The organism is Bradyrhizobium sp. LB11.1 (assembly GCF_040549385.1).
Taxonomy (GTDB): Bacteria; Pseudomonadota; Alphaproteobacteria; order Rhizobiales; family Xanthobacteraceae; genus Bradyrhizobium.
Genome location: NZ_JBEPTH010000010.1, coordinates 127,378 through 150,956, shown reverse-complemented (window position 1 = coordinate 150,956; position 23,579 = coordinate 127,378). Strand labels below are relative to the sequence as shown.

Here is a 23,579-nt window from a genome sequence, read left to right as displayed (position 1 = left end):
GGAGAAGACGATGAACCAAGAAATTATGAATCTCTTTAACCCGACGACGCCGGCTCAGGTCTTCGACCAGATCCGGATTTCGATCGCGTCTCCGGAGAAGATTCTGTCCTGGTCGTACGGCGAGATCAAGAAGCCGGAAACCATCAACTACCGCACCTTCAAGCCCGAGCGCGACGGCCTGTTCTGCGCGCGCATTTTCGGGCCGATCAAGGATTACGAGTGCTTGTGCGGCAAGTACAAGCGCATGAAGTACAAGGGCATCATCTGCGAGAAGTGCTCGGTCGAGGTCACGCTGTCGCGCGTCCGGCGCGAGCGCATGGGCCACATCGAGCTCGCGGCTCCGGTTGCTCACATCTGGTTCCTGAAGTCGCTGCCGTCGCGCATCGGCCTTCTGCTCGACATGACGCTGAAGGATCTCGAGCGGATCCTCTACTTCGAATATTACGTCGTGCTTGAGCCGGGCCTCACCGCGCTCAAGGACCGTCAGCTGCTGTCGGAAGACGAGTATCTGAAGGCGCAGGACGAGTACGGCCAGGATTCCTTCACCGCCATGATCGGCGCGGAGGCGATCCGGGAGCTGCTCAAGGGAATGGACCTCGAGAAGCTCGAGCTGACCTTGCGTGCGGAGATGCAGGAGACTGACTCCGACATCAAGCACAAGAAGCTCGCCAAGCGCCTGAAGATCGTCGAGGCCTTCCGCCACTCCGGCAACAAGCCGGAATGGATGATCCTGACGGTCGTGCCGGTGATCCCGCCGGACCTGCGTCCGCTGGTGCCGCTCGACGGCGGCCGCTTCGCGACCTCCGACCTCAACGACCTCTATCGCCGCGTCATCAACCGCAACAACCGCTTGAAGCGGCTGATGGAGCTGCGCGCGCCGGACATCATCATCCGCAACGAGAAGCGCATGCTTCAGGAAGCGGTCGATGCGCTGTTTGACAACGGCCGCCGCGGTCGCGTCATCACGGGTGCCAACAAGCGCCCCCTGAAGTCGCTCGCCGACATGCTGAAGGGCAAGCAGGGTCGCTTCCGCCAGAACCTGCTCGGCAAGCGCGTCGACTATTCGGGCCGTTCGGTGATCGTGGTCGGTCCCGAACTGCGCCTGCATCAGTGCGGCCTGCCGAAGAAGATGGCGCTCGAGCTGTTCAAGCCGTTCATCTATTCGCGGCTTGACGCCAAAGGCCTGTCCACCACCGTGAAGCAGGCGAAGAAGCTCGTCGAGAAGGAGCGGCCCGAGGTCTGGGACATCCTGGACGAGGTGATCCGCGAACATCCCGTGCTGCTCAACCGCGCGCCGACGCTGCATCGCCTGGGCATCCAGGCGTTCGAGCCGGTGCTGATCGAGGGCAAGGCGATCCAGCTTCACCCGCTGGTCTGCTCCGCGTTCAACGCCGACTTCGACGGCGACCAGATGGCCGTGCACGTTCCGCTGTCGCTTGAAGCGCAGCTGGAAGCGCGCGTGCTGATGATGTCGACCAACAACATCCTGCATCCTGCGAACGGACAGCCGATCATCGTGCCGTCGCAGGACATCGTGCTGGGTCTCTATTACGTCTCGATCATGCGCGAAGGCCTGCCGGGCGAGGGCAAGCTGTTCGGCGACATGGCCGAGCTCGAGCACGCCCTGCATGCGAAGGTCATCCACCTCCACACCAAGATCAAGTACCGCTGGGAAGGCATCGACGAGACTGGCAAGATCTCCAAGCGCTGGATCGAGACCACTGCCGGCCGCGTCATGCTGGGTAATCTGCTGCCGAAGAACCAGCGGGTCCCGTACGAGATCATCAACAAGCTGATGACCAAGCGCGAGATCTCGGGCGTCATCGACCAGGTCTACCGTCACTGTGGCCAGAAGGAGACGGTGATCTTCTGCGACCGCATCATGGCGCTCGGCTTCTACAACGCGTTCAAGGCCGGCATCTCGTTCGGCAAGGACGACATGGTCGTGCCGCACGCCAAGTGGAAGATCGTCGATACCACCCGTACGCTGGCGAAGGATTTCGAGCAGCAGTACAACGACGGTCTGATCACCCATGGCGAGAAGTACAACAAGGTCGTCGACGCCTGGTCGAAGGCCACGGAAGAAATCGCCAAGGCGATGATGAAGGAAATCTCCTCGACCAAGAAGACGGCGAACGGGGCTGATGCCGACATCAACTCGATCTACATGATGGCTCACTCCGGTGCCCGCGGTTCGCCGGCCCAGATGCGCCAGCTCGCCGGCATGCGCGGCCTGATGGCCAAGCCGTCGGGCGAGATCATCGAGACGCCGATCATCTCGAACTTCAAGGAAGGCCTCTCGGTTCTCGAGTACTTCAACTCGACCCACGGCGCCCGCAAGGGCCTCGCGGACACCGCGTTGAAGACCGCGAACTCCGGCTACCTGACCCGTCGTCTGGTCGACGTCGCGCAGGACTGCATCATCACGCAGTCCGACTGCAGCACCAAGCTCGGCATCAAGATGCGCGCCATCGTCGATGCCGGCACCGTGGTCGCTTCGCTCGGTTCGCGCATCCTCGGACGCACGGCCTGCGACGACATCCGTGACAGCTCCGGCAAGGTGATCATCAAGCGCGATACGCTGATGGAGGAGAGCCATCTGGACGCCATCCAGCAGGGTGGCGTGCAGGAGGTAAAGATCCGCTCCGCACTGACCTGCGAACTCGTCAACGGCATTTGCGGCATGTGCTACGGCCGCGACCTCGCCCGCGGCACGCCGGTCAACCACGGCGAAGCGGTCGGCGTCATCGCGGCGCAGTCCATCGGTGAGCCGGGCACCCAGCTCACCATGCGCACCTTCCACATCGGCGGTGCGGCGCAGCTCAACGAGCAATCCTTCGTCGAAGCCAACTTCGACGGCAAGATCGTGATCCGGAACAAGGCCATCGCCCGCAACAGCGAAGGTCACCTGGTGGCGATGGTGCGCAACATGGTGGTGGCGATCGTCGATGCCGACGGCACCGAACGTGCGACGCACCGTATCCAGTACGGCGCGCGCCTGCACATCGACGAGGGCGACATGGTCAAGCGTGGCCAGCGCATCGTCGAGTGGGATCCCTACACGCGGCCGCTTCTCACCGAGGTCGAAGGAACCATCGGCTTCGAGGATCTGGTCGAAGGGCAGTCGATCACGGAAACGCTGGACGAGGCCACCGGTATCGCCAAGCGCGTTGTCATCGACTGGCGCTCGACCCGCGGCGGCGGAGATCTGCGTCCGGCCATCGTGGTCAAGGGCAAGGACGGCAAGGTGCTCAAGCTCGCCCGCGGCGGCGATGCCCGCTACATGCTGTCGGTCGACGGCATTCTCTCGGTCGACGTCGGAGCCAAGGTCCAGGCGGGCGACATCCTCGCCCGTGTCTCGACCGAAAGCGCCAAGACGCGTGACATCACCGGCGGTCTGCCGCGGGTGGCGGAACTGTTCGAGGCACGGCGTCCGAAGGATGCGGCGATCATCGCCGAAATCGCGGGCACCATCCGGTTCGGGCGCGACTACAAGAACAAGCGCCGCATCGCGATCGAGCCGATGGACAAGACCGAGGAGGCACGCGAGTACCTGATCCCGAAGGGCAAGCACATCCACCTTCAGGACGGTGACATCGTCGAAAAGGGCGACTTCATCGTGGAAGGCAACCCGGCACCGCACGACATTCTGGCGGTCAAGGGCATCGAGGAGCTCGCGGCCTATCTGGTCAACGAAATCCAGGAGGTCTACCGGCTCCAGGGCGTGCTCATCAACGACAAGCACATCGAGGTGATTGTCCGCCAGATGCTCCAGAAGGTGGAAGTCACCGACCAGGGCGACACCGACATGATCTCGGGCGAGCAGATCGACAAGATCGAGTTCGACCAGATCAATGAGAAGGCCAAGGAAGAGGGCAAGAAGATCGCCACGGGGACGCCGGTTCTGCTCGGCATCACCAAGGCGAGCCTGCAGACTCGCTCCTTCTTCTCGGCGGCCTCGTTCCAGGAGACCACCCGCGTTCTCACGGAAGCGGCGGTCAACGGCAAGGTCGATCCGCTCGAAGGCCTCAAGGAGAACGTCATCGTCGGCCGGTTGATCCCGGCAGGCACCGGCGCCTCCATGGCCAAGATCCGCGAAGTCGCCGTGAAGCGCGACAAGATGATCCTCGACGAGCGCGAGAAGCAGTCGGCTGTCGTGCCGCCGGCGCCCGAAGTGGAGCTTCCTGCACTCCCGCCTGCGGAATGATCGTTCATCCGTAGGAATACCGAGGACAATGAAAAGGCCGGCGAAAGCCGGCCTTTTTGCTGCTTTGTTTGGCTGTTGCGATGCGGGATCAACCTTTGTTCATCTTTCCTTCAGCCGCAAAAGCGCTTCTGCTAAGGGAACTTAGACCGGTGGTCCCGTGACGGGGGCAGGGCCGGAGACCACGGAACTGACATGCTTGACCTCGCAATCGTAGGCGGCGGCCCCGGCGGGCTGATGAGCGCCTGGTACCTGAAGCGTAAGCTCGGCGACCTCTGCCGCATCACCATCTACGAAGCCTCCGACCGGCTCGGCGGCAAGATCGCCACGCGCAAATTCGATTCGGCGCCGGCGATGTACGAGGCCGGCGTTGCGGAGATCTACGACTACTCGATGACCGGACCTGATCCGCTGCGCGAGCTGATCCAGCATTTCGGCTTGCAGACCATTCCGATGGACGCCGAGCAGGTGCAGTTCGGCGGCGAGCTCCTCAACGACGTCGCCGGCATGCGCCGCAAATACGGCGCGAAGACCGCGGCCGCGATCGAGGCGTTCCGCAAGCGCTGCGCTGAGGCAATGTCGCCGATCGAATATTACGAAGGCGTCGGCGCTCACGACAACGAGAACCCCTGGGCCTACAAGACCGCAGAACAAGTGCTCGACGAGGAGGTCGAGGACGAGACCGCAAAGCGCTTCTTCAAGGTGATGGCGCGCTCCGACCTCGCCACCGAGAGCCACAACACCAACGGCCTTAACGCGCTCAAGAACTATTTGATGGATGTCGACGGTTATATCGGCCTCTATTCGATCCAGAACGGCAACGAGCAGCTGATCGAATGCCTGCAGTCGGAGGTCAACGCCGACATCCAGCTCAATCATCGCGTGCTTACCGTCGGCAAGGCGCCGACCGGCCGCTACCAGTTGAAGATGATGAACGGCAAGGGGCCGGAGACGCGCGACTTCGATCTCGTACTGATGTGCCTGCCACACTCCTGGCTTTCCACCGTCGGCTGGGAAGGCGAGCAGCTGCGCAAGTCGATGGTCAAGCACGTGTCGTATTTCGACCGTCCCGCGCATTACTTACGCGTCTCGATCCTGTTCGACTCTCCGTTCTGGAACGACAAGATTTCCGGTGCATGGTTCATGTCGGAAGCGTTCGGCGGCTGCTGCGTCTACAACGAAGGCGCGCGTCACGATGTCGGCAAGCACGGTGTCCTGAACTGGTTGATTCCCGGCTCTGATGCGCTGGCCTTCGCCAATCTGTCGGATCAGGAGCTGATCGACGCCGCGCTGAAATCACTGCCGGCCTCGCTCGGCGCTGCGCGTTCGCATTTCGTGGAAGGAAAGATCCACCGCTGGCTGTCGTCGGTGAACGCGATTCCGGGTGGTCTGCCCGTGCGCGACGTCATGACCAATCACCGGCCCGAACCAAAGGAACATCCTGGGATCGTCGTGGTCGGCGACTATCTGTTCGACTCCACGCTGAACGGCCTGCTCGACTCCTCGGATGCGGCGACCGACATCATCCTGACCGAGATGATGCGGCTGCGCCGCGAGCGCGCACAGGAGGATGGTGAGCCGATCTCCGACAAGATCGACCGCGACTATTTCGAAAATTATCGCGGCCTCGGCCCCTATGGCGGGGCCTGGAGCCACTTCACCGATCCCGACTATCTGACCAAGCTGATTGGCATCGTCTGGGGCAAGGCGAAGGGCGCCAAGCTCCTGGTCGCAGGCTCCGCCAGCGGCGAGCTGGTCGGTGCGCTACGCGATCGCGGCATCGATGCCTGGGGCATCGAGAACAACCGCGCGATCCAAGCCAAAACGCCGAAGGCGCTGAGGAAGTACAACAAGCTCGGCTCGATCACCGACATGCCGTTCAAGGATGGTGCGTTCGATTACGTGTTCGAGACCAGCCTTTGCCACGTTGCCCCGAAGCAGGTGGTCCGCGCGATCCGGGAGTTGAACCGCGTGGTCAAGACCGGCCTCGTGTTCGGCTCGATCACCTCGGACATGGCATCAGTCGTGATCGACCGCTACGACCTGCTGCGCGGGGTCAAGAAGCTCGGCACCTGGTGGGAATGGTCCGAACTGTTCTTCGGCAACGGCTTCGATCTGTCGATGCACCGCAAGGATTGCACCGACGCGCTCTGGACTGCGACGCTGGCCGCCAACAAGGGGCCGGGTCAGTGGTACGCAGACGCCGACAGCCTGCGTTATTCCTTCTTCGACAAGGTCGAGGACGAAGACGACTAGCGTCACAGGGCAGATGAATTCGCCAATTGTTTTGCCGAATTCATCCTGATCGCATAGAATCGGTGGAAGTAGCGGCGTTTCGCTGTTTCCCTGCTTTCTCCGCGGTCATGCCGGCCGTCAGCATCGGTTGGTTTCATGGCGTCCAAACCTCTCTCTCCCGACAAACAGAAGCTCGCGGCACAAGAGGTGGCCCAGCTCGATGACAAGCTCGCCGCGGGTAACGAGCACGAGCTGGAAGACGACGACGAGGACGACGAAGACGAGGATGACGACGAGCTTGAGCTCGACGACGATGATGACGAGGACCTCGTCGTCTTTACCGCCCGCGAAGCCGCCGGCGCGCTCGCGACCATCTGGGGGTTCGTCAAGCCCCATCTGTCCGCCTACAAGCGCATCCTGGGCTACGTGGCGTTTGGCGTTCTGGTCGAAACGCTGTTCAACGTCATCATGCCGCTCAGCCTGAAGTACCTGATCGACGACGCGCTCGGCGAGGAGGATTTCCATGCGCTGTACAAGATCCTCGGCGTGCTCGCGGTTGCCGGCATCTTCACCTCGATCGTCGCGGTCTGGTACGAGCGCTGGGACGCGCGGTTAGCTGCCTGCGTCATTTCCGACGTTCGCAAGCGCTTGTTCGAGCATGTCCAGGACCTGCCGGCGGCCTATTTCGGCCGCACCAAGCGCGGCGAAATCCTGTCGCGCTTCTCGGTTGACCTCTCGGCCTTCGAAGGCTCGGTCAAGACCTTCGCCAACAGTGCCGCGCTGCCGTTCCTGGAGTTGATCGCCGGCATCATCCTGATGCTGTTTCTGAACTGGCAGCTCGCGGTAGTCGCGCTCCTGGTATTTCCGATCACACTGATCGGCCCGCGCATTCTGACGCCGAAGGCGGTGCAGGCCAATTACGAGCAGAAGCTCAACGAAAGCGCGCTGCTCGGCATGGTGCAGGAGAACGTGGCGGCGCAGGCCGTGATCAAGGCGTTCAGCCTGCAACGCAGGATGTTCGGCTTCTTCGCCTTCCGCAACGACGAGACCCGCAACAGGATCGCTGCGGCTGCGTTCCTGTCGACCATGGTGGAGCGGACGGTCACAATCTCCGTGCTGCTGTTGCACCTCGTCGTGCTCGCGATCGGCGCCTATCTCGCAACCAAGGGCCAGATCACCATCGGCACCTTCGTCACCTTCGAGAGCGCGTTCTGGGAGGTCTCCTACAACATCGCCCATGTGATGCACTTCATCCCGGTATCGATCTCGTCGGCCGCCGCGGTCCGCCACATCCAGGAGTTGCTGGACGAGCCCACCCGCGGCGCCGATCGGCCCGGCGCGCCCGAGCTGCCGCGCATCACCCACGACATCACCTTCGACCACGTCACGTTCCAGTATGAGGGTGGCCAGACGCCGGTACTGGACAATCTCAGCCTCAAGCTCAATGTCGGCAAGAGCATCGCCATCGTCGGCCCTTCGGGCTCCGGCAAGAGCACGCTGCTCAATCTGATCCTGCGGCTCTACGTGCCGGACGAAGGGCGCGTCACGATCGACGGTGTGGACGTCCGCAAGGTCACGCTGGATTCGCTGCGCCGGAGCATGGCGGTGGTGTTCCAGGAGAACATGCTGTTCAACATGTCGATCCGCGAAAACATCCGGCTCGGCAAGGAGGGCGCCACCGACGAGGAGGTAGAGGACGCCGCCAAGAAGGCCGAGATCCATCGCTACATCATGAGCCTGCGGCAGCGCTACGACACGCCGGTCGGCGAGCGTGGCGATACCCTGTCGGGCGGCCAGCGCCAGCGCATCGCGATCGCGCGCGCGATCATCCGCAATCCGTCCGTGCTGCTGCTGGATGAGGCCACCTCGGCGCTCGACCAGACCACGGAGGCGGCGATCAACCGCACGTTGCTGAAGGTCGCCAAGGGGCGCACCATGATCTGGTCGACCCACCGCCTGACCTCGGTGGTCGAGATGGACGAGATCATCGTGATTTCAGGGGGCAGGGCGATCGAGCGCGGCTCGCATGCCGAGCTGCTCGCCAAAAACGGCACCTATCGCAAGCTGTGGAATGACCAGATCCATCAGCCGCACGGCGCAGCCGCTCAGGCCGACGACGATAGCGATGATGACGAAGACGACGAGGACGATCTCGACGAGGAGGACGAGGACGACGACGAAGAGTGACCGAGGAAGTTCGGCTCCAGATGGAACGCGCCTCCCAGTCGCCGCAATAATCCCTGGCTCGACCACGCCATGAAACGCGCCCAGCGCAGCGCGGTCCAGTAGGGGCCCGTCGCAATCGAGACCGAGCGGAAGTCGAATGCTTTCGTCGCCGACCACTGATCGCAGGCCCGCTTGATCGGATCGGCGTAGAAGGCGGCGATCTTGTCCGCATCCATCCCGTCGGACGCCAGCCATTGCGGGATGTAGATGTTGCAGAGCCGGTCGACGTCGGCGAACACCTTGTCGCAACCGGTGCCGGCGACCGGGCAGGAGGTGGCGAAGGCATCGCCCGCCAGCACCACGCCGGGCTGGTGGCTGGCATCGTTCACATAAAGATCGACCGGGCGGATCTTCAGTTCGCCGGCGACGTCGAAGCCGCCGGTGATGCGCTTGAGCCGCGGCAGGGCGGCGTCCAAGGTCGCGGCTGGCGCGCGGCGCAGTTCGCGCAGCCAGGGATCGTCGAAGCTGCGGTAGACGAACAGGTTGGCGCGCATCCGTGTGCCGATCGGAAACAGCGTGATGTAGGGGATGCGATCTCTCGGCCGCTCCGAGAAATAGGTCAGCGCCGGGAAGTCGAACGCATTCCGCCCGGCCGGCACCACGTCGAACCCGATCGAGATCGAATGGCAGGCGCTGATGACGTTTCGCGTGATGCCGAGCTGATGGCGCAGACCGACATTCAGGCCGTTGGCGAGCACGACCAGGCGGGCCGAAATCGTCTCGTCATTGGCGAGCGCGATTCTCTGCCGCTCCGGGCTAGTCTCGACCGATACTGCCTTGCTCCAGATTCGCTCGACGGTTTCGGGAATCTCGTCGCGGATCGCGTTGACCAGGGAATCGTAAAGGATATTGAACTGCCGGCTCGGCGCCTTGTCGAGGAGATGCCCGAAGCGTGCGATCCAGTTCTCACCGGAGAAGGTCGCTCGGCGCAGCGCTGAGTCGGCGATTCCCGTCCGCTGGAATCGCTCGACCTGTTCGTGGCCGCTGAGTTTTTCGACGCGAAAATCGGCCGGATAGGTTTCGTGCGGGTCGATCAGCACTACCGAAATGCCGGCACGCCCGAGCATCGCGGCGGCGGTCGAGCCGGCAAGTCCCCCGCCGATGATGGCAATATCAGTGTACCGCATGGCGTTTGTCTCTGCCGAAGGGGGCAGATTGACGCATCAAGAGGAAAAAAAGCCTTAGCGTTGGTTATAAAAGTATATTTCTTCCGGGTATAAATGGGTTTGGGACTGGCGAACCGAGGCTTCATTCCCATATTCGGGAGGCGCGGTGAGGGCGCCGAGGGGGCCATTTCCGAAGGTGCGAGAAGCGCTTCTAACTGTCGTTTCGCCTTGACTTGAGCGATTCTCACTTATAGAAACCCCCTCACTTAACGACAGGCGGTGAGCATCGCCAACGTCGGAACGGGCCACCCGTTTGATCCCCAGGGGTCGTAAAAACGGGCACCAACCTCGACGAATGCCGCTCAAACGCTGTCGATAGTAGCTAGGCAATGCCAGTGCGATTTTAGGTCTCTCGAGCACGTTCTCTTGAGATCGAATTCGGATGCATGACCTCAGTGCGCGGGCCGCGGCTTTACGCTGATCGGCCCCAATACTGCGGTCCTCTGTGGCGTCGAAGCGCTTTCCGCTCAGTGATGAGTGGTTGGCGCGATTTCGCTTTGTGCGGATGTTCCGCGCGAGGCGGGCCCGTCGGTTGGCTAGCGCGACAAGAATTTGCGGCTCCGGCAACGGGCTGCGGCAAGACAGCGGACCCGAAAGGGCTCGCGACAGAACAAAGGGTAAGGCCAGGATGCCGACGATCAACCAGCTGATCGCTCAACCGCGTGAAGTGCAGAAGTCGCGCAAGAAGGTGCCGGCGCTGCAGCAGTCGCCACAGAAGCGTGGCGTTTGCACCCGCGTCTACACCACGACCCCGAAGAAGCCGAACTCCGCGCTTCGTAAGGTCGCCAAGGTGCGCCTGACCAACGGCTTCGAGGTGATCGGCTACATCCCCGGTGAAGGCCATAACCTCCAGGAGCACTCGGTGGTCATGATCCGCGGCGGTCGCGTCAAGGACTTGCCCGGCGTGCGCTACCACATCCTCCGCGGCGTTCTGGATACCCAGGGCGTCAAGAACCGTAAGCAGCGTCGTTCGAAGTACGGCGCGAAGCGTCCGAAGTAAGCGGGAACCAGCTCAATGTCTCGTCGCCACTCAGCGGAAAAGCGCGAAGTTCTTCCCGATCCGAAGTTCGGGAACATCATCGTCACGAAGTTCATGAACTCGGTGATGTACGCCGGCAAGAAGTCGGTCGCCGAAGGCATCGTCTATGGTGCGTTTGGTCTCATCGAAAGCAAGACCAAGCAGAGCCCGCTCGGCGTGTTCGAGCAGGCACTCGAGAACGTCATGCCGACGATCGAAGTGCGCTCCCGCCGCGTTGGTGGTGCGACCTACCAGGTTCCGGTCGAGGTTCGCACGGTGCGCCGTCAGGCGCTGGGCATTCGCTGGCTGATCTCGGCTGCGCGCGATCGCAACGAGAAGACGATGACCGAGCGGCTCTCGGCTGAACTCCTGGACGCGTCGAACAACCGCGGGAACGCCGTCAAGAAGCGCGAAGACGTGCACCGGATGGCGGAAGCCAACCGCGCCTTCTCGCACTATCGCTGGTAACGGCGAAACACGGAATCTAAGGAACACTCCATGCCCCGCGTTCATGCCATAGAGAATTACCGCAACTTCGGTATCATGGCGCATATTGATGCCGGCAAGACCACGACCACCGAGCGCATCCTCTATTACACCGGCAAGAGCCACAAGATCGGCGAAGTGCACGAAGGTGCCGCGACGATGGACTGGATGGAGCAGGAGCAGGAGCGCGGCATTACGATTACGTCGGCCGCGACCACCGCCTTCTGGGAAGGCAAGCGTCTCAACATCATCGACACCCCCGGCCACGTCGACTTCACCATCGAAGTCGAGCGCAGCTTGCGCGTGCTCGACGGCGCCGTGTGCGTGCTCGACTCCAACCAGGGCGTCGAGCCCCAGACCGAGACCGTCTGGCGCCAGGGCGACAAGTACAAGGTTCCGCGCATCGTCTTCGCCAACAAGATGGATAAGACCGGCGCCGACTTCTACAAGTGCATGCAGGATATTATCGATCGCCTCGGCGCGAAGCCGATCGCGATCCAGCTTCCGATCGGCTCCGAGAACAACTTCAAGGGTCTGGTCGATCTCGTCCGTATGAAGGGCGTGGTTTGGGAAGAAGAGAAGCTCGACGCCAAGTTCGTAGACATCGATATTCCCGAGGACATGGTCGAGAAGGCCAAGGAATATCGCGAGAAGCTGTTGGAAGCCGCCGTCGAACTCGACGACGAAGTTCTTGCCGCTTACCTCGACGGCAAGGAGCCTGATGAGGCGACGTTGAAGCGCTTGATCCGCAAGGCCGTGCTGACTGGCGCGTTCTTCCCGGTATTGTGCGGCTCGGCGTTCAAGAACAAGGGCGTGCAGCCTTTGCTCGACGCGGTCGTGGATTATCTGCCGTCGCCGGTCGACGTGCCGGCCATCAAGGGAGTCGATGAAGACGGCAACGAGATCGTTCGTCTGCCGGACGACAAGGAGCCGCTGGCTCTGTTGGCGTTCAAGATCATGGACGACCCGTTCGTCGGCACCATCACCTTCTGCCGTATCTATTCCGGCACGCTGCTGTCGGGTACCGGCGTCATCAATTCGACGCGCGACCGCAAGGAGCGCATCGGCCGCATGTTGCTGATGCATGCGAACAACCGCGAAGACATCAAGGAAGCCTATGCCGGCGACATCGTCGCGCTGGCAGGCCTGAAGGAAGCGCGCACCGGTGACACGCTGTGCGATCCTGACAAGGCGGTGATCCTCGAAAAGATGGAATTCCCCGAGCCGGTCATCGAGATCGCGATCGAGCCGAAGTCCAAGGCTGACCAGGAAAAGCTGGGCGTGGCGCTGGCCAAGCTCGCTGCGGAGGATCCGTCCTTCCGCGTGTCGACCGATCAGGAGTCCGGCCAGACCATCCTCAAGGGCATGGGCGAACTTCATCTCGACATCAAGGTCGACATCCTCCGCCGTACCTACAAGGTCGACGCCAACATCGGCGCGCCGCAGGTTGCGTTCCGTGAGCGCGTCACCAAGAAGGCCGAGGTCAAGTACACCCACAAGAAGCAGACCGGTGGTACCGGTCAGTTCGCCGAAGTGTCGATCGTCGTCGAGCCGAACGAACCCGGCAAGGGCTACGAGTTCGAGTCGAAGATCGTCGGCGGTGCGGTGCCGAAGGAATACATCCCCGGCGTCGAAAAGGGCCTCAACAGCGTCATGGGCGCCGGCGTCGTCGCGGGCTTCCCCGTGGTCGACGTCAAGGTTTCGCTGGTCGACGGCAAGTATCACGACGTCGACTCGTCGGCGCTCGCCTTCGAAATCGCTTCGCGTGCTGCATTCCGCGAAGCACTGCAGAAGGGCAAGTCCGTCCTGCTCGAGCCGATCATGAAGGTCGAAGTTGTGACCCCGGAAGACTACACCGGCTCGGTCATCGGCGACCTGAATTCCCGGCGCGGTCAGATCCAGGGTCAAGACATGCGCGGCAATGCCAACGTCATCAACGCGATGGTGCCGCTCATGAACATGTTCGGTTACGTGAATAACCTGCGCTCGATGAGCCAGGGTCGCGCAACCTTCACCATGCAGTTCGACCACTACGCAGAAGCGCCGGCCAACGTGTCGGCAGAAGTCCAGAAGAAGTTTGCCTGATTGTCGTCGGTCACGAACTGACGATTGAACGGAGAGTCAAATGGCCAAAGCTAAGTTTGAACGTAACAAGCCGCACTGCAACATCGGCACCATCGGTCACGTCGACCACGGCAAGACGTCGCTGACCGCGGCGATCACCAAGGTTCTCGCCGAAGCCGGCGGTGCGACGTTCACCGCGTACGATCAGATCGACAAGGCGCCGGAAGAGAAGGCGCGCGGCATCACCATCTCGACCGCACACGTCGAGTATGAGACCAAGAACCGCCACTACGCCCACGTCGATTGCCCCGGCCACGCTGACTACGTGAAGAACATGATCACCGGCGCCGCCCAGATGGACGGTGCGATCCTGGTCGTGTCGGCCGCTGACGGCCCGATGCCGCAGACCCGCGAGCACATCCTGCTCGCCCGCCAGGTCGGCGTGCCCGCGCTGGTCGTGTTCCTCAACAAGTGCGACATGGTCGACGATCCGGAACTGCTCGAGCTCGTCGAGCTCGAAGTCCGCGAACTGCTCTCGAAGTATGACTTCCCGGGCGACAAGATCCCGATCGTCAAGGGTTCGGCGCTCGCCGCTCTTGAAGATTCCGACAAGAAGCTCGGCCACGACGCCATCCTCGAGCTGATGAAGAACGTCGACGAATACATTCCGCAGCCGGAGCGTCCGGTCGATCTGCCGTTCCTGATGCCGGTTGAAGACGTGTTCTCGATCTCTGGCCGCGGCACCGTCGTGACCGGCCGTGTCGAGCGCGGCATCGTCAAGGTCGGCGAGGAAATCGAGATTGTCGGTCTCCGTGCGACCCAGAAGACCACCGTCACCGGCGTCGAAATGTTCCGCAAGCTGCTCGATCAGGGCCAGGCCGGCGACAACATCGGTGCGCTGCTTCGCGGCACCAAGCGCGAAGACGTCGAGCGCGGCCAGGTGCTGTGCAAGCCGGGTTCGGTCAAGCCGCACACCAAGTTCAAGGCTGAGGCGTACATCCTCACCAAGGAAGAGGGCGGTCGCCACACCCCGTTCTTCACCAACTACCGTCCGCAGTTCTACTTCCGCACCACCGACGTGACCGGTGTCGTGCACCTGCCGGAAGGCACCGAGATGGTGATGCCGGGCGACAACATCGCGATGGAAGTGCACCTGATCGTGCCGATCGCGATGGAAGAGAAGCTCCGCTTCGCGATCCGCGAAGGTGGTCGCACCGTCGGCGCCGGCGTCGTCGCTTCGATCATCGAGTAATTACGCGAACAGGGATTGGCGAGTAGCGAACGGTGACATTCGCTATTCGCTATTCGCCACCCCCCACTAAAGAGAGACCACGGCAATGAACGGCCAAAACATTCGTATCCGTCTCAAGGCGTTCGACCATCGTATCCTCGATACGTCGACCCGCGAGATCGTGAACACGGCGAAGCGCACCGGTGCGCAGGTCCGCGGACCCATTCCGCTGCCTACCCGCATCGAGAAGTTCACCGTCAACCGTTCGCCCCACGTCGACAAGAAGAGCCGCGAGCAGTTCGAGATGCGCACTCACAAGCGCCTGCTCGACATCGTCGATCCGACCCCGCAGACCGTCGATGCTTTGATGAAGCTCGACCTGGCCGCCGGTGTCGACGTCGAGATCAAGCTCTAAGATTTTTGGATCACGTTCGCCACTAGCGGACAGAAAGAACAGGAAGCACGCCGATGCGCTCCGGAGTGATCGCACAAAAGGTCGGGATGACGCGGGTCTTTACAGAGGCCGGCGAACATATCCCCGTGACCGTGCTGAAGCTCGGCAATTGCCAGGTCGTAGCCCACCGCACTGAAGAGAAGAACGGCTATGTCGCGCTGCAGCTCGGCTCCGGCACCCGCAAGACCGTGTATCTGCCCAAGGCAGAGCGCGGCCAGTTCGCGGTTGCCAAGGTCGAGCCGAAGCGGCAGGTCGAGGAATTCCGCGTCTCCGCGGATGCCATGATCCCCGTCGGTGCCGAGATTCTCGCCGACCACTTCGTCGTCGGCCAGTTCGTCGACGTTACCGGCACCTCGGTCGGTAAGGGCTTTGCCGGCGGTATGAAGCGCTGGAACTTCGGCGGTCTGCGCGCCACTCACGGCGTGTCGGTTTCGCATCGTTCGATCGGTTCGACCGGTGGTCGTCAGGACCCCGGCAAGACCTGGAAGAACAAGAAGATGCCCGGCCACATGGGTGTCGATCGCATCACGACGCTTAACCTCCGGGTCGTTCAGCTCGATGTCGAGCGTGGTCTGATCCTCGTCGAAGGCGCCGTTCCCGGCTCCAAGGGCGGCTGGATTCGCGTGCGCGACGCCGTCAAGAAGCCGCTGCCGAAGGACGCTCCGAAGCCCGGCAAGTTCAAGGTTGCGGGCGGCGAAGCCGAGGCTGCGGCCCAGCAAGAGGGTGCGTGAGATGGAATTGAAGGTCACCACCCTCGAGGGCAAGGAAGCCGGCTCGGTCCAGCTTTCCGACGCCATTTTCGGCCTTGAGCCGCGCCAGGACATCATTGCGCGTTGCATCCAGTGGCAGCTTAACAAGCGCCAGGCTGGTACGCATAAGGCCAAGGGCCGCGCGGAGATCTGGCGCACCGGCAAGAAGATGTACAAGCAGAAGGGCACCGGCGGTGCTCGTCACGGCTCGGCCCGCGTGCCGCAGTTCCGCGGCGGCGGTCGTGCCTTCGGTCCGGTGGTGCGTTCGCACGCTACCGACCTGCCGAAGAAGGTCCGTGCGATGGCGCTCAAGCATGCGCTGTCGGCCAAGGCCAAGGACGGCGATCTGCTGGTGATCGACAAGGCAGCACTTGAGGCCGCGAAGACGAAGGCGCTGCTCGGCCACTTCTCGGGCCTCGGGCTCACCAATGCGCTGATCATCGATGGCGCGGAGCTCAACAACGGCTTTGCTGCCGCGGCCCGCAACATCCCGAACATGGACGTGCTGCCGATCCAGGGCATCAACGTCTATGACATCCTGCGCCGTCGGAAGCTTGTTCTGACCAAGGCCGCCATCGATGCGCTGGAGGCGCGCTTCAAATGACGAAGAATATCGAGGCTCGCCATTACGACGTGATCGTCGCCCCGGTCGTCACCGAAAAGGCGACGCTGGCGTCCGAGCACAACAAGGTCATGTTCAAGGTGGCCGCCAAGGCGACCAAGCCGCAGATCAAGGAAGCGATCGAGAAGCTGTTTGACGTCAAGGTCAAGAGCGTCAACACGCTGGTCCGCAAGGGCAAGACCAAGATCTTCCGCGGCAATCTCGGCTCGCAGTCGAACACCAAGCGCGCGATCGTGACCCTCGAAGAGGGTCATCGGATCGACGTGACCACCGGTCTGTAAGGTCGCACGACGATGGCACTGAAGAAATTCAATCCCACGACACCGGGCCAGCGCCAGCTGGTCATGGTCGATCGTTCAGCCCTCTACAAGGGCAAGCCGGTCAAGGCGCTCACCGAAGGCAAGCACTCCTCGGGCGGTCGCAACAACACCGGTCGCATCACTGTGCGCTTCCGTGGCGGCGGTCACAAGCGGACCCTGCGCATCGTCGACTTCAAGCGCGACAAGGTCGATGCGCCCGCGACCGTCGAGCGGCTGGAATACGATCCGAACCGCACCGCGTTCATCGCGCTGGTCAAGTACGAAGACGGCACCCAGGCCTATATCCTGGCGCCGCAGCGCCTGGCGGTCGGCGATTCCGTGGTGGCCGGCAACTACGTCGACGTGAAGCCGGGCAATGTCATGCCGCTCGGCAACATGCCGGTCGGCACGATCATCCACAACATCGAGGTCAAGATCGGGAAGGGCGGCCAGCTCGCTCGTTCCGCCGGCACCTACGCCCAGCTCGTCGGCCGCGATCAGGACTACGTGATCATCCGCCTGAACTCGGGCGAGCAGCGTCTCGTGCACGGCCGTTGCCGTGGCACGATCGGTGCTGTGTCGAACCCGGATCACATGAACACTTCGATCGGCAAGGCCGGCCGGAACCGTTGGCTGGGCCGCAAGCCGCACAACCGCGGTGTCACGATGAACCCGATCGACCATCCGCACGGCGGTGGTGAAGGTCGTACCTCGGGCGGTCGCCACCCGGTCACTCCGTGGGGCAAGCCGACCAAGGGCAAGAAGACCCGCTCCAACAAGTCGACCAACAAATTCATTCTCCTAAGCCGCCACAAGCGGAAGAAGTAAGGAACGACGGACATGGTTCGTTCAGTCTGGAAAGGCCCGTTCGTCGAGGGTTCTCTGCTCAAGAAGGCAGATGCCGCGCGCGCGTCCGGCCGTCACGACGTCATCAAGATCTGGAGCCGTCGCTCGACGATCCTGCCGCAGTTCGTGGGCCTGACCTTCGGCGTCTACAATGGTCAGAAGCACGTGCCGGTGGCCGTCAACGAGGAGATGGTCGGTCACAAGTTCGGCGAGTTCTCGCCGACCCGGACCTTCCATGGTCACTCCGGCGACAAGAAAGCCAAGAGGGCTTAAACGATGAGCAAACCTAAGCGCGAACGGAGCCTCGCCGACACCGAGGCCAAGGCGGTCGCCCGGATGCTGCGGGTGAGCCCGCAGAAGCTCAACCTGGTCGCCCAGCTCATTCGCGGCCGGAAGGCTTCCGCTGCGCTCGCCGACCTGCAGTTCTCGCGCAAGCGGATCGCGGTTGACGTGAAGAAGTGCCTGGAATCGGCTATCGCCAATGCCGAGAACAACCACGACCTCGACGTCGACGATCTCGTCGTGACGCAGGCCTTTGTCGGCAACGGCCTCGTGATGAAGCGCTTTGCCCCCCGCGGCCGTGGCCGCTCGGGCCGTGTCTACAAACCATTTTCGCAGCTGACGATCATCGTTCGTCAGGTCGAAGCCGAAGCAGCGGCTTAAGGGCGCAGGAGAACACGATGGGTCAGAAGATCAATCCGATCGGTCTGCGTCTTGGCATCAACCGGACCTGGGATTCCCGCTGGTTCGCCGGCAAGCAGGAATACGGCAAGCTGTTGCACGAGGACGTCAAGATCCGTGAGATCCTGCACAAGGAGCTCAAGCAGGCGGCCGTCGCCCGTATCGTGATCGAGCGTCCGCACAAGAAGTGCCGCGTCACCATCCACTCGGCTCGTCCGGGCGTGGTGATCGGCAAGAAGGGCGCCGACATCGACAAGCTTCGCAAGAAGGTCGCGGACATCACCTCGTCCGACGTCGTCATCAACATCGTCGAAATCCGCAAGCCGGAGCTCGATGCGACGCTGGTGGCCGAGTCGATCGCACAGCAGCTCGAGCGTCGCGTGGCGTTCCGCCGCGCCATGAAGCGCGCCGTGCAGTCGGCGATGCGTCTCGGCGCGGAAGGCATCCGCATCAACTGCTCGGGTCGTCTGGGCGGTGCGGAAATCGCACGCATGGAGTGGTACCGCGAAGGCCGCGTGCCGCTGCACACGCTGCGCGCCGACATCGACTACGGCGTTGCGACCGCGTTCACGACCTTCGGCACCTGCGGCGTCAAGGTTTGGATCTTCAAGGGCGAGATCCTCGAGCACGATCCGATGGCCCAGGACAAGAGAATGGCCGAAGGCGAGACCGGCGGCGGTGGTGATCGCGGCGGCCGTCCGCGCCGTGACCACGCTGCTGCCTGACGCCAGCACAGAGAATTTGAGGGCTTGAAGCCATGATGCAACCTAAGAAAACGAAGTTCCGGAAGGCGCATAAGGGCCGCATTCACGGCGTTGCGACTTCGGGCGCGACGTTGGCGTTCGGCCAGTTTGGTCTGAAGGCGACCGAGCCTGAGCGCGTTACCGCGCGCCAGATCGAAGCCGCCCGCCGCGCGCTGACCCGCCACATGAAGCGCGCCGGCCGCGTCTGGATCCGCGTGTTCCCCGACGTTCCGGTGTCAAAGAAGCCTGCCGAAGTCCGCATGGGCTCCGGCAAGGGCGCGCCGGAATTGTGGGTCGCCCGCGTCAAGCCGGGCCGGGTGCTGTTCGAGATCGACGGCGTCAACACCCAGACGGCGCGTGAGGCGCTGACGCTGGCGGCAGCCAAGCTGCCGATCAAGACGCGCTTCGTCGAGCGCATTGCGGAGTAATGGCCATGGCCCAGATGAAGATCGAAGACGTCCGCGCGATGAGCCCCGACCAGCAGGATGACGCCGTCCTGAATCTGAAGAAGGAGCGCTTCAACCTGCGCTTCCAGCGTGCCACCGGGCAGCTCGAGAACACCTCGCGCCTGCGCGAGGCCCGTCGTGACATCGCCCGGATCAAGACCGTCGCCGCGCAAGCGCGCGCGAAGAAGAAGTAAGGGGCTAACGGATATGCCGAAACGTACTTTGCAAGGCGTGGTCGTCAGCGACAAGACTGCCAAGACCGTCGTGGTGCGCGTCGATCGCCGCTTCACGCACCCGATCTACAAGAAGACGATCCGCCGTTCGAAGAACTATCACGCGCACGACGAGAACAACGAGTTCAAGCCGGGCGACATGGTGTGGATCGAAGAATCGAAGCCGATTTCGAAGTTGAAGTCCTGGATCGTGATCCGGGGCGAGCACAAGAAAAGCGCCTGATCAGCTGGCCTTGGCCGACTGACTTCAGGGAAATGTTGAGCGCCGGCTAGGCTGGCGCAAAGAGAAGAGGACGAGGTGCATCAATGATTCAGATGCAGACCAACCTCGACGTGGCCGATAATTCTGGCGCACGCCGTGTCATGTGTATCAAGGTGCTCGGGGGCTCCAAGCGCCGCTACGCCACGATCGGCGACGTCATTGTCGTCTCGATCAAGGAAGCCATTCCGCGTGGCAAGGTGAAGAAGGGCGACGTGATGAAGGCCGTCGTGGTGCGTGTCCGCAAGGACATCCGCCGCGCCGACGGTTCGGTCATCCGCTTCGACCGCAACGCCGCCGTGCTGATCAACAACCAGTCGGAGCCGGTCGGTACCCGTATCTTCGGGCCCGTGCCGCGCGAGCTGCGTGCCAAGAATCACATGAAGATCATCTCGCTTGCGCCGGAGGTGCTGTAATGGCTGCCAAGATCCGCAAGGGCGACAAGGTCGTTGTGCTGACCGGTCGCGACAAGGGCCGCAGCGGCGAAGTGTTCGAGGTTCGCCCCGACGCCGGCACGGCGCTGGTGCGCGGCATCAATATGGTCAAGCGTCACCAGAAGCAGACGCAGGCCCAGGAGGGCGGCATCATCTCGAAAGAGGCGCCGATCCAACTGTCCAACATCGCGTATGTCGGCAAGGACGGAAAGCCGACCCGCGTCGGATTCAAGATTCTGGCGGACGGCAAGAAGGTTCGCGTCGCCAAGAGCTCGGGAGCTGAGATCGATGGCTGAGGCCGCTTACACGCCGCGCCTGCGCGCGGAATACGACGCGAAGATCCGGACGGAAATGACCGAGAAGTTCGGTTATGAGAACGTCATGCAGGTTCCGCGTCTGGACAAGGTCGTGCTGAACATGGGCGTGGGCGACAGCGTCAACGACCGCAAGAAGGCCGAGAACGCAGCCGCCGAGTTGACGCTGATCGCCGGCCAGAAGGCGATCGTGACCTATTCCCGTATCGCGATCGCGACCTTCAAGCTTCGTGAGAACCAGCCGATCGGCTGCAAGGTCACGTTGCGCAAGGCCCGCATGTACGAGTTCATCGATCGCCTGGTGACGGTCGCGCTGCCGCGCGTCCGCGACTTCCGCGGCCTGAACCCGAAGAGCTTCGACGGCCGCGGCAACTACTCGCTCGGCCTCAAGGAACACATCATTTTCCCGGAGATCGACTTCGACAAGGTCACCGAAGCCCGCGGTATGGACATCACGGTCTGCACCACGGCCAAGTCCGACGACGAGGCGAGGGCCTTGTTGACCGCTTTCAATTTCCCGTTCCGGCAGTGAGACGCTGACCTAAAGCCTCTCAAACGCGGATACCCAGGAGCCAAGCATGGCAAAGAAGAGTTCAGTCGAGAAGAACAACCGGCGCAAGCGGATGGCGAAGAACGCCGCTCCCAAGCGCGCGCGGTTAAAGGCGATCATCGCCGACAAGACGCTGCCGATGGAGGAGCGGTTTGCCGCGACCCTGAAGCTTGCGGAAATGCCGCGCAATTCGTCCACGACCCGCATCCGTCTGCGTTGCGAGCTGTCGGGCCGTTCGCGCTCGAACTATCGCTTGACCAAACTGTCCCGTATCGCGATGCGGGACCTTGGCTCCAAGGGCATGGTCCCGGGCCTCGTGAAGTCCAGCTGGTAAGGAGGGTCGTTTAGATGTCTACGCACGATCCAATCAGCGATCTGATCACCCGTATTCGCAACGCGCAGATGCGCTCAAAGAACAAGGTCTCCACGCCCGGTTCGAAGATGCGCGAGAACGTGCTCGAAGTGCTGAAGAGCGAGGGCTACATCCGCGGCTTCGCCACGGTCGAGCACGCCTCGGGCCGCAGCGAGATCGAGATCGAGCTGAAGTATTTCGACGGCGAGCCCGTCATCCGCGAGATCGAACGAGTCTCCAAGCCCGGGCGTCGTGTCTACGCCTCGGTGAAGGCTCTGCCGCGGGTCAATAACGGACTCGGTATTTCGGTGTTGTCGACGCCGAAGGGGATCATGGCCGACCACAGTGCGCGCGAAGCGAACGTGGGCGGTGAAGTCCTCTTCACGGTGTTCTGAGAAGGATTTTTGATCCATGTCACGTGTTGGCAAAAGGCCGGTAGCGGTGCCGTCGGGAGTTACCGCGACCGTTGACGGGCAGACCGTCAAAATGAAGGGGCCGAAAGGCCAGCTTCAATTCGTCGTCCATAGCGACGTCGAGGTGAAGCTCGAGAGCGGCCAGGTCAAGGTGAACCCTCGGGTTGAGACCAACCGCGCGCGGGCGCTTTACGGTACCGCTCGTGCCCAGGTCGCGAATCTGGTCGAAGGCGTTACCAAGGGCTTCGAGAAGAAGCTCGAAATCACCGGCGTCGGTTATCGCGCTGCGCTGCAAGGCAAGAATTTGCAGCTCGCGCTCGGCTACAGCCACGACGTGGTCTATGCGATCCCGGAAGGGATCACGATCACCGTGCCGAAGCCGACCGAGATCACGGTGACGGGCAGCGATATCCAGCGTGTCGGCCAGGTGGCCGCCGAGATTCGCTCCTATCGTCCGCCGGAGCCCTACAAGGGCAAGGGCGTGAAGTATGTTGGCGAATTTATCTTCCGCAAGGAAGGCAAGAAGAAGTAACGGAGCCGGTCATGTCCAAAGCCAAGGTTACAAATGCCCGGCGCAAGCGGAGTGTGCGGCTGAAGCTGCGCCGCTCCGGTGCTGGTCGCCCGCGTCTGTCGGTGTTCCGCTCGTCGAAGCACATCTACGCCCAGGTCATCGACGACCTGAAGGGCGAGACGCTTGCCTCTGCCTCGTCGCTCGAGAAGTCGATGCGCGACGGCGGCAAGACCGGCGCCGATATCGATGCGGCGAAGGCGGTCGGCAAGCTGCTGGCAGAGCGCGCCGCCGAGAAGGGCGTCAAGGAAGTCGTGTTCGATCGCGGCAGCTATCTCTACCACGGGCGCGTCAAGGCTCTCGCCGACGCAGCGCGTGAGAGCGGGCTGAGCTTCTAACAGAATTTGAGGATTGAGGCGTAAGCCTCTGAAGGATTGGAAAAACCATGGCAGAACGCGAACAACGTGGTGGACGCGATCAGCGCGGCGGACGTGACCGTCAGCAGCGCGAGGAGCGCGACAGCGAGTTCGTCGACAAGCTCGTCCACATCAATCGCGTGGCAAAGGTCGTCAAGGGCGGCAAGCGCTTCGGTTTCGCAGCGCTGGTCGTGATTGGTGATCAGAAGGGCCGCGCCGGCTTCGGTCACGGCAAGGCGCGCGAAGTGCCTGAGGCGATCCGCAAGGCCACTGAGTCCGCCAAGCGCAACCTGACCCGCGTGTCGCTGCGCGAGGGCCGCACGTTGCATCACGACATCGCCGGCCGTCATGGCGCGGGCCGTGTCTACCTGCGTGCGGCTCCGGCCGGTACCGGCATCATCGCCGGTGGCCCGATGCGCGCCGTGTTCGAGACGCTCGGCGTCCAGGACGTGGTGGCGAAGTCGATCGGCTCGTCGAACCCCTACAACATGGTTCGCGCGACCTTCGATGCGCTGAAGCATCAGGACAGCCCGCGTTCGGTCGCGGCGCGCCGCAACATCAAGGTGTCCACCCTTCAGGGTCGTCGCGTCGGCGGCGATGCCGAGGCGGCTGCGGACTAACGAACGCTTT

The 23,579-nt window shown here is 62.5% G+C and carries 27 protein-coding genes; 26 read left to right on the top strand and 1 reads right to left on the bottom strand.

Annotated elements, in window-relative coordinates:
• Positions 1-10 precede the first annotated feature (10 nt).
• The 3 genes from rpoC to ABIA96_RS25080 all read left to right on the top strand — a co-directional run bounded on the left by rpoC (position 11) and on the right by ABIA96_RS25080 (position 8,626).
• A complete protein-coding gene (gene rpoC, locus ABIA96_RS25090) occupies positions 11-4,207 on the top strand; it encodes a DNA-directed RNA polymerase subunit beta' (RefSeq protein ID WP_354139715.1) in 4,197 nt (1,398 codons plus the stop codon).
• A 192-nt stretch (positions 4,208-4,399) separates the two neighbouring features.
• Positions 4,400-6,460 (top strand): FAD-dependent oxidoreductase, encoded by a 2,061-nt coding sequence (locus tag ABIA96_RS25085; RefSeq protein ID WP_354139714.1) that lies wholly within the window; start codon positions 4,400-4,402, stop codon positions 6,458-6,460.
• A gap of 135 nt (positions 6,461-6,595) precedes the next feature.
• Positions 6,596-8,626: an ABC transporter ATP-binding protein gene (locus tag ABIA96_RS25080; RefSeq protein WP_354139713.1), complete on the top strand. Its 2,031-nt coding sequence runs from the start codon at positions 6,596-6,598 to the stop codon at positions 8,624-8,626.
• Here ABIA96_RS25080 and ABIA96_RS25075 read toward each other — a convergent pair.
• Positions 8,545-9,792 carry an FAD-dependent oxidoreductase gene (locus ABIA96_RS25075; protein WP_354139712.1) on the bottom strand — a complete coding sequence of 416 codons (1,248 nt, stop codon included), beginning with the start codon at positions 9,790-9,792 and terminating at the stop codon, positions 8,545-8,547. The two genes, ABIA96_RS25080 and ABIA96_RS25075, sit on opposite strands and share 82 nt — an antisense overlap.
• A 667-nt stretch (positions 9,793-10,459) precedes the next feature.
• On the opposite strand from ABIA96_RS25075, the gene rpsL reads away from it, so the two are divergent.
• The 23 genes from rpsL to rpsE all read left to right on the top strand — a co-directional run bounded on the left by rpsL (position 10,460) and on the right by rpsE (position 23,569).
• Positions 10,460-10,831 (top strand): 30S ribosomal protein S12, encoded by a 372-nt coding sequence (gene rpsL, locus ABIA96_RS25070; protein WP_007603006.1) that lies wholly within the window; start codon positions 10,460-10,462, stop codon positions 10,829-10,831.
• Positions 10,832-10,846: 15 nt separating this feature from the next.
• On the top strand, positions 10,847-11,317 hold the full coding sequence (gene rpsG, locus ABIA96_RS25065; protein WP_354139711.1) for a 30S ribosomal protein S7: 471 nt from the start codon (positions 10,847-10,849) through the stop codon (positions 11,315-11,317).
• Between the two features lie 30 nt (positions 11,318-11,347).
• Positions 11,348-13,420 carry an elongation factor G gene (gene fusA / locus ABIA96_RS25060; RefSeq protein ID WP_354139710.1) on the top strand — a complete coding sequence of 691 codons (2,073 nt, stop codon included), beginning with the start codon at positions 11,348-11,350 and terminating at the stop codon, positions 13,418-13,420.
• A 40-nt stretch (positions 13,421-13,460) separates the two neighbouring features.
• Positions 13,461-14,651 (top strand): elongation factor Tu, encoded by a 1,191-nt coding sequence (gene tuf / locus ABIA96_RS25055; RefSeq protein WP_354139709.1) that lies wholly within the window; start codon positions 13,461-13,463, stop codon positions 14,649-14,651.
• An 85-nt stretch (positions 14,652-14,736) separates the two neighbouring features.
• Positions 14,737-15,045, top strand: a complete 309-nt coding sequence (gene rpsJ / locus ABIA96_RS25050; protein ID WP_002712302.1) for a 30S ribosomal protein S10 — start codon at positions 14,737-14,739, stop codon at positions 15,043-15,045.
• A gap of 53 nt (positions 15,046-15,098) precedes the next feature.
• Positions 15,099-15,815, top strand: a complete 717-nt coding sequence (gene rplC / locus ABIA96_RS25045) for a 50S ribosomal protein L3 (protein WP_354139708.1) — start codon at positions 15,099-15,101, stop codon at positions 15,813-15,815.
• Between the two features lies 1 nt (position 15,816).
• Positions 15,817-16,437: a 50S ribosomal protein L4 gene (rplD, locus tag ABIA96_RS25040; RefSeq protein ID WP_354139707.1), complete on the top strand. Its 621-nt coding sequence runs from the start codon at positions 15,817-15,819 to the stop codon at positions 16,435-16,437.
• Entirely contained in the window at positions 16,434-16,736 is a 303-nt protein-coding gene (locus tag ABIA96_RS25035; RefSeq protein WP_354139706.1) for a 50S ribosomal protein L23, read from the top strand. Before rplD ends, ABIA96_RS25035 begins: the two co-directional genes overlap by 4 nt.
• 12 nt (positions 16,737-16,748) lie before the next feature.
• Positions 16,749-17,582 carry a 50S ribosomal protein L2 gene (gene rplB, locus ABIA96_RS25030; protein WP_354139705.1) on the top strand — a complete coding sequence of 278 codons (834 nt, stop codon included), beginning with the start codon at positions 16,749-16,751 and terminating at the stop codon, positions 17,580-17,582.
• A 12-nt stretch (positions 17,583-17,594) separates the two neighbouring features.
• Positions 17,595-17,873, top strand: a complete 279-nt coding sequence (gene rpsS / locus ABIA96_RS25025) for a 30S ribosomal protein S19 (protein ID WP_074116739.1) — start codon at positions 17,595-17,597, stop codon at positions 17,871-17,873.
• Positions 17,874-17,876: 3 nt separating this feature from the next.
• Positions 17,877-18,263, top strand: a complete 387-nt coding sequence (rplV, locus tag ABIA96_RS25020) for a 50S ribosomal protein L22 (RefSeq protein ID WP_354139704.1) — start codon at positions 17,877-17,879, stop codon at positions 18,261-18,263.
• Positions 18,264-18,280: 17 nt separating this feature from the next.
• The gene (rpsC, locus tag ABIA96_RS25015; protein ID WP_354139703.1) at positions 18,281-19,006 is read left to right on the top strand and encodes a 30S ribosomal protein S3; all 726 of its coding nucleotides are present in this window, start codon (positions 18,281-18,283) and stop codon (positions 19,004-19,006) included.
• Positions 19,007-19,038: 32 nt separating this feature from the next.
• The gene (rplP, locus tag ABIA96_RS25010) at positions 19,039-19,452 is read left to right on the top strand and encodes a 50S ribosomal protein L16 (protein ID WP_148750337.1); all 414 of its coding nucleotides are present in this window, start codon (positions 19,039-19,041) and stop codon (positions 19,450-19,452) included.
• Positions 19,453-19,457: 5 nt separating this feature from the next.
• A complete protein-coding gene (gene rpmC / locus ABIA96_RS25005) occupies positions 19,458-19,664 on the top strand; it encodes a 50S ribosomal protein L29 (RefSeq protein WP_354139702.1) in 207 nt (68 codons plus the stop codon).
• A 13-nt stretch (positions 19,665-19,677) separates the two neighbouring features.
• Entirely contained in the window at positions 19,678-19,926 is a 249-nt protein-coding gene (gene rpsQ, locus ABIA96_RS25000) for a 30S ribosomal protein S17 (protein WP_027535298.1), read from the top strand.
• An 83-nt stretch (positions 19,927-20,009) separates the two neighbouring features.
• Positions 20,010-20,378 (top strand): 50S ribosomal protein L14, encoded by a 369-nt coding sequence (gene rplN, locus ABIA96_RS24995; RefSeq protein ID WP_063682754.1) that lies wholly within the window; start codon positions 20,010-20,012, stop codon positions 20,376-20,378.
• Complete coding sequence (gene rplX, locus ABIA96_RS24990) at positions 20,378-20,692, top strand: 50S ribosomal protein L24 (RefSeq protein WP_354139701.1); 315 nt, start codon at positions 20,378-20,380, stop codon at positions 20,690-20,692. Before rplN ends, rplX begins: the two co-directional genes overlap by 1 nt.
• Positions 20,685-21,242: a 50S ribosomal protein L5 gene (gene rplE, locus ABIA96_RS24985; RefSeq protein WP_354139700.1), complete on the top strand. Its 558-nt coding sequence runs from the start codon at positions 20,685-20,687 to the stop codon at positions 21,240-21,242. Before rplX ends, rplE begins: the two co-directional genes overlap by 8 nt.
• A gap of 46 nt (positions 21,243-21,288) precedes the next feature.
• Positions 21,289-21,594 carry a 30S ribosomal protein S14 gene (gene rpsN / locus ABIA96_RS24980; protein WP_129268071.1) on the top strand — a complete coding sequence of 102 codons (306 nt, stop codon included), beginning with the start codon at positions 21,289-21,291 and terminating at the stop codon, positions 21,592-21,594.
• Between the two features lie 14 nt (positions 21,595-21,608).
• Positions 21,609-22,007 (top strand): 30S ribosomal protein S8, encoded by a 399-nt coding sequence (rpsH, locus tag ABIA96_RS24975; RefSeq protein ID WP_354139699.1) that lies wholly within the window; start codon positions 21,609-21,611, stop codon positions 22,005-22,007.
• 16 nt (positions 22,008-22,023) lie between these two features.
• Entirely contained in the window at positions 22,024-22,557 is a 534-nt protein-coding gene (gene rplF, locus ABIA96_RS24970; RefSeq protein ID WP_092034902.1) for a 50S ribosomal protein L6, read from the top strand.
• Positions 22,558-22,568: 11 nt separating this feature from the next.
• Positions 22,569-22,931: a 50S ribosomal protein L18 gene (gene rplR / locus ABIA96_RS24965; protein WP_027535305.1), complete on the top strand. Its 363-nt coding sequence runs from the start codon at positions 22,569-22,571 to the stop codon at positions 22,929-22,931.
• A 47-nt stretch (positions 22,932-22,978) separates the two neighbouring features.
• Complete coding sequence (rpsE, locus tag ABIA96_RS24960; protein WP_148750340.1) at positions 22,979-23,569, top strand: 30S ribosomal protein S5; 591 nt, start codon at positions 22,979-22,981, stop codon at positions 23,567-23,569.
• The last annotated feature ends 10 nt before the right edge of the window (positions 23,570-23,579 follow it).

Excerpts from the sequence above, each read along its gene's own strand:
- rpoC (WP_354139715.1), top strand. The coding sequence starts at position 11 with ATGAACCAAGAAATTATGAATCTCTTTAACCCGACGACGCCGGCTCAG.
- ABIA96_RS25085 (WP_354139714.1), top strand. The coding sequence starts at position 4,400 with ATGCTTGACCTCGCAATCGTAGGCGGCGGCCCCGGCGGGCTGATGAGC.
- ABIA96_RS25080 (WP_354139713.1), top strand. The coding sequence starts at position 6,596 with ATGGCGTCCAAACCTCTCTCTCCCGACAAACAGAAGCTCGCGGCACAA.
- ABIA96_RS25075 (WP_354139712.1), bottom strand. The coding sequence starts at position 9,792 with ATGCGGTACACTGATATTGCCATCATCGGCGGGGGACTTGCCGGCTCG.
- rpsL (WP_007603006.1), top strand. The coding sequence starts at position 10,460 with ATGCCGACGATCAACCAGCTGATCGCTCAACCGCGTGAAGTGCAGAAG.
- rpsG (WP_354139711.1), top strand. The coding sequence starts at position 10,847 with ATGTCTCGTCGCCACTCAGCGGAAAAGCGCGAAGTTCTTCCCGATCCG.
- fusA (WP_354139710.1), top strand. The coding sequence starts at position 11,348 with ATGCCCCGCGTTCATGCCATAGAGAATTACCGCAACTTCGGTATCATG.
- tuf (WP_354139709.1), top strand. The coding sequence starts at position 13,461 with ATGGCCAAAGCTAAGTTTGAACGTAACAAGCCGCACTGCAACATCGGC.
- rpsJ (WP_002712302.1), top strand. The coding sequence starts at position 14,737 with ATGAACGGCCAAAACATTCGTATCCGTCTCAAGGCGTTCGACCATCGT.
- rplC (WP_354139708.1), top strand. The coding sequence starts at position 15,099 with ATGCGCTCCGGAGTGATCGCACAAAAGGTCGGGATGACGCGGGTCTTT.
- rplD (WP_354139707.1), top strand. The coding sequence starts at position 15,817 with ATGGAATTGAAGGTCACCACCCTCGAGGGCAAGGAAGCCGGCTCGGTC.
- ABIA96_RS25035 (WP_354139706.1), top strand. The coding sequence starts at position 16,434 with ATGACGAAGAATATCGAGGCTCGCCATTACGACGTGATCGTCGCCCCG.
- rplB (WP_354139705.1), top strand. The coding sequence starts at position 16,749 with ATGGCACTGAAGAAATTCAATCCCACGACACCGGGCCAGCGCCAGCTG.
- rpsS (WP_074116739.1), top strand. The coding sequence starts at position 17,595 with ATGGTTCGTTCAGTCTGGAAAGGCCCGTTCGTCGAGGGTTCTCTGCTC.
- rplV (WP_354139704.1), top strand. The coding sequence starts at position 17,877 with ATGAGCAAACCTAAGCGCGAACGGAGCCTCGCCGACACCGAGGCCAAG.
- rpsC (WP_354139703.1), top strand. The coding sequence starts at position 18,281 with ATGGGTCAGAAGATCAATCCGATCGGTCTGCGTCTTGGCATCAACCGG.
- rplP (WP_148750337.1), top strand. The coding sequence starts at position 19,039 with ATGATGCAACCTAAGAAAACGAAGTTCCGGAAGGCGCATAAGGGCCGC.
- rpmC (WP_354139702.1), top strand. The coding sequence starts at position 19,458 with ATGGCCCAGATGAAGATCGAAGACGTCCGCGCGATGAGCCCCGACCAG.
- rpsQ (WP_027535298.1), top strand. The coding sequence starts at position 19,678 with ATGCCGAAACGTACTTTGCAAGGCGTGGTCGTCAGCGACAAGACTGCC.
- rplN (WP_063682754.1), top strand. The coding sequence starts at position 20,010 with ATGATTCAGATGCAGACCAACCTCGACGTGGCCGATAATTCTGGCGCA.
- rplX (WP_354139701.1), top strand. The coding sequence starts at position 20,378 with ATGGCTGCCAAGATCCGCAAGGGCGACAAGGTCGTTGTGCTGACCGGT.
- rplE (WP_354139700.1), top strand. The coding sequence starts at position 20,685 with ATGGCTGAGGCCGCTTACACGCCGCGCCTGCGCGCGGAATACGACGCG.
- rpsN (WP_129268071.1), top strand. The coding sequence starts at position 21,289 with ATGGCAAAGAAGAGTTCAGTCGAGAAGAACAACCGGCGCAAGCGGATG.
- rpsH (WP_354139699.1), top strand. The coding sequence starts at position 21,609 with ATGTCTACGCACGATCCAATCAGCGATCTGATCACCCGTATTCGCAAC.
- rplF (WP_092034902.1), top strand. The coding sequence starts at position 22,024 with ATGTCACGTGTTGGCAAAAGGCCGGTAGCGGTGCCGTCGGGAGTTACC.
- rplR (WP_027535305.1), top strand. The coding sequence starts at position 22,569 with ATGTCCAAAGCCAAGGTTACAAATGCCCGGCGCAAGCGGAGTGTGCGG.
- rpsE (WP_148750340.1), top strand. The coding sequence starts at position 22,979 with ATGGCAGAACGCGAACAACGTGGTGGACGCGATCAGCGCGGCGGACGT.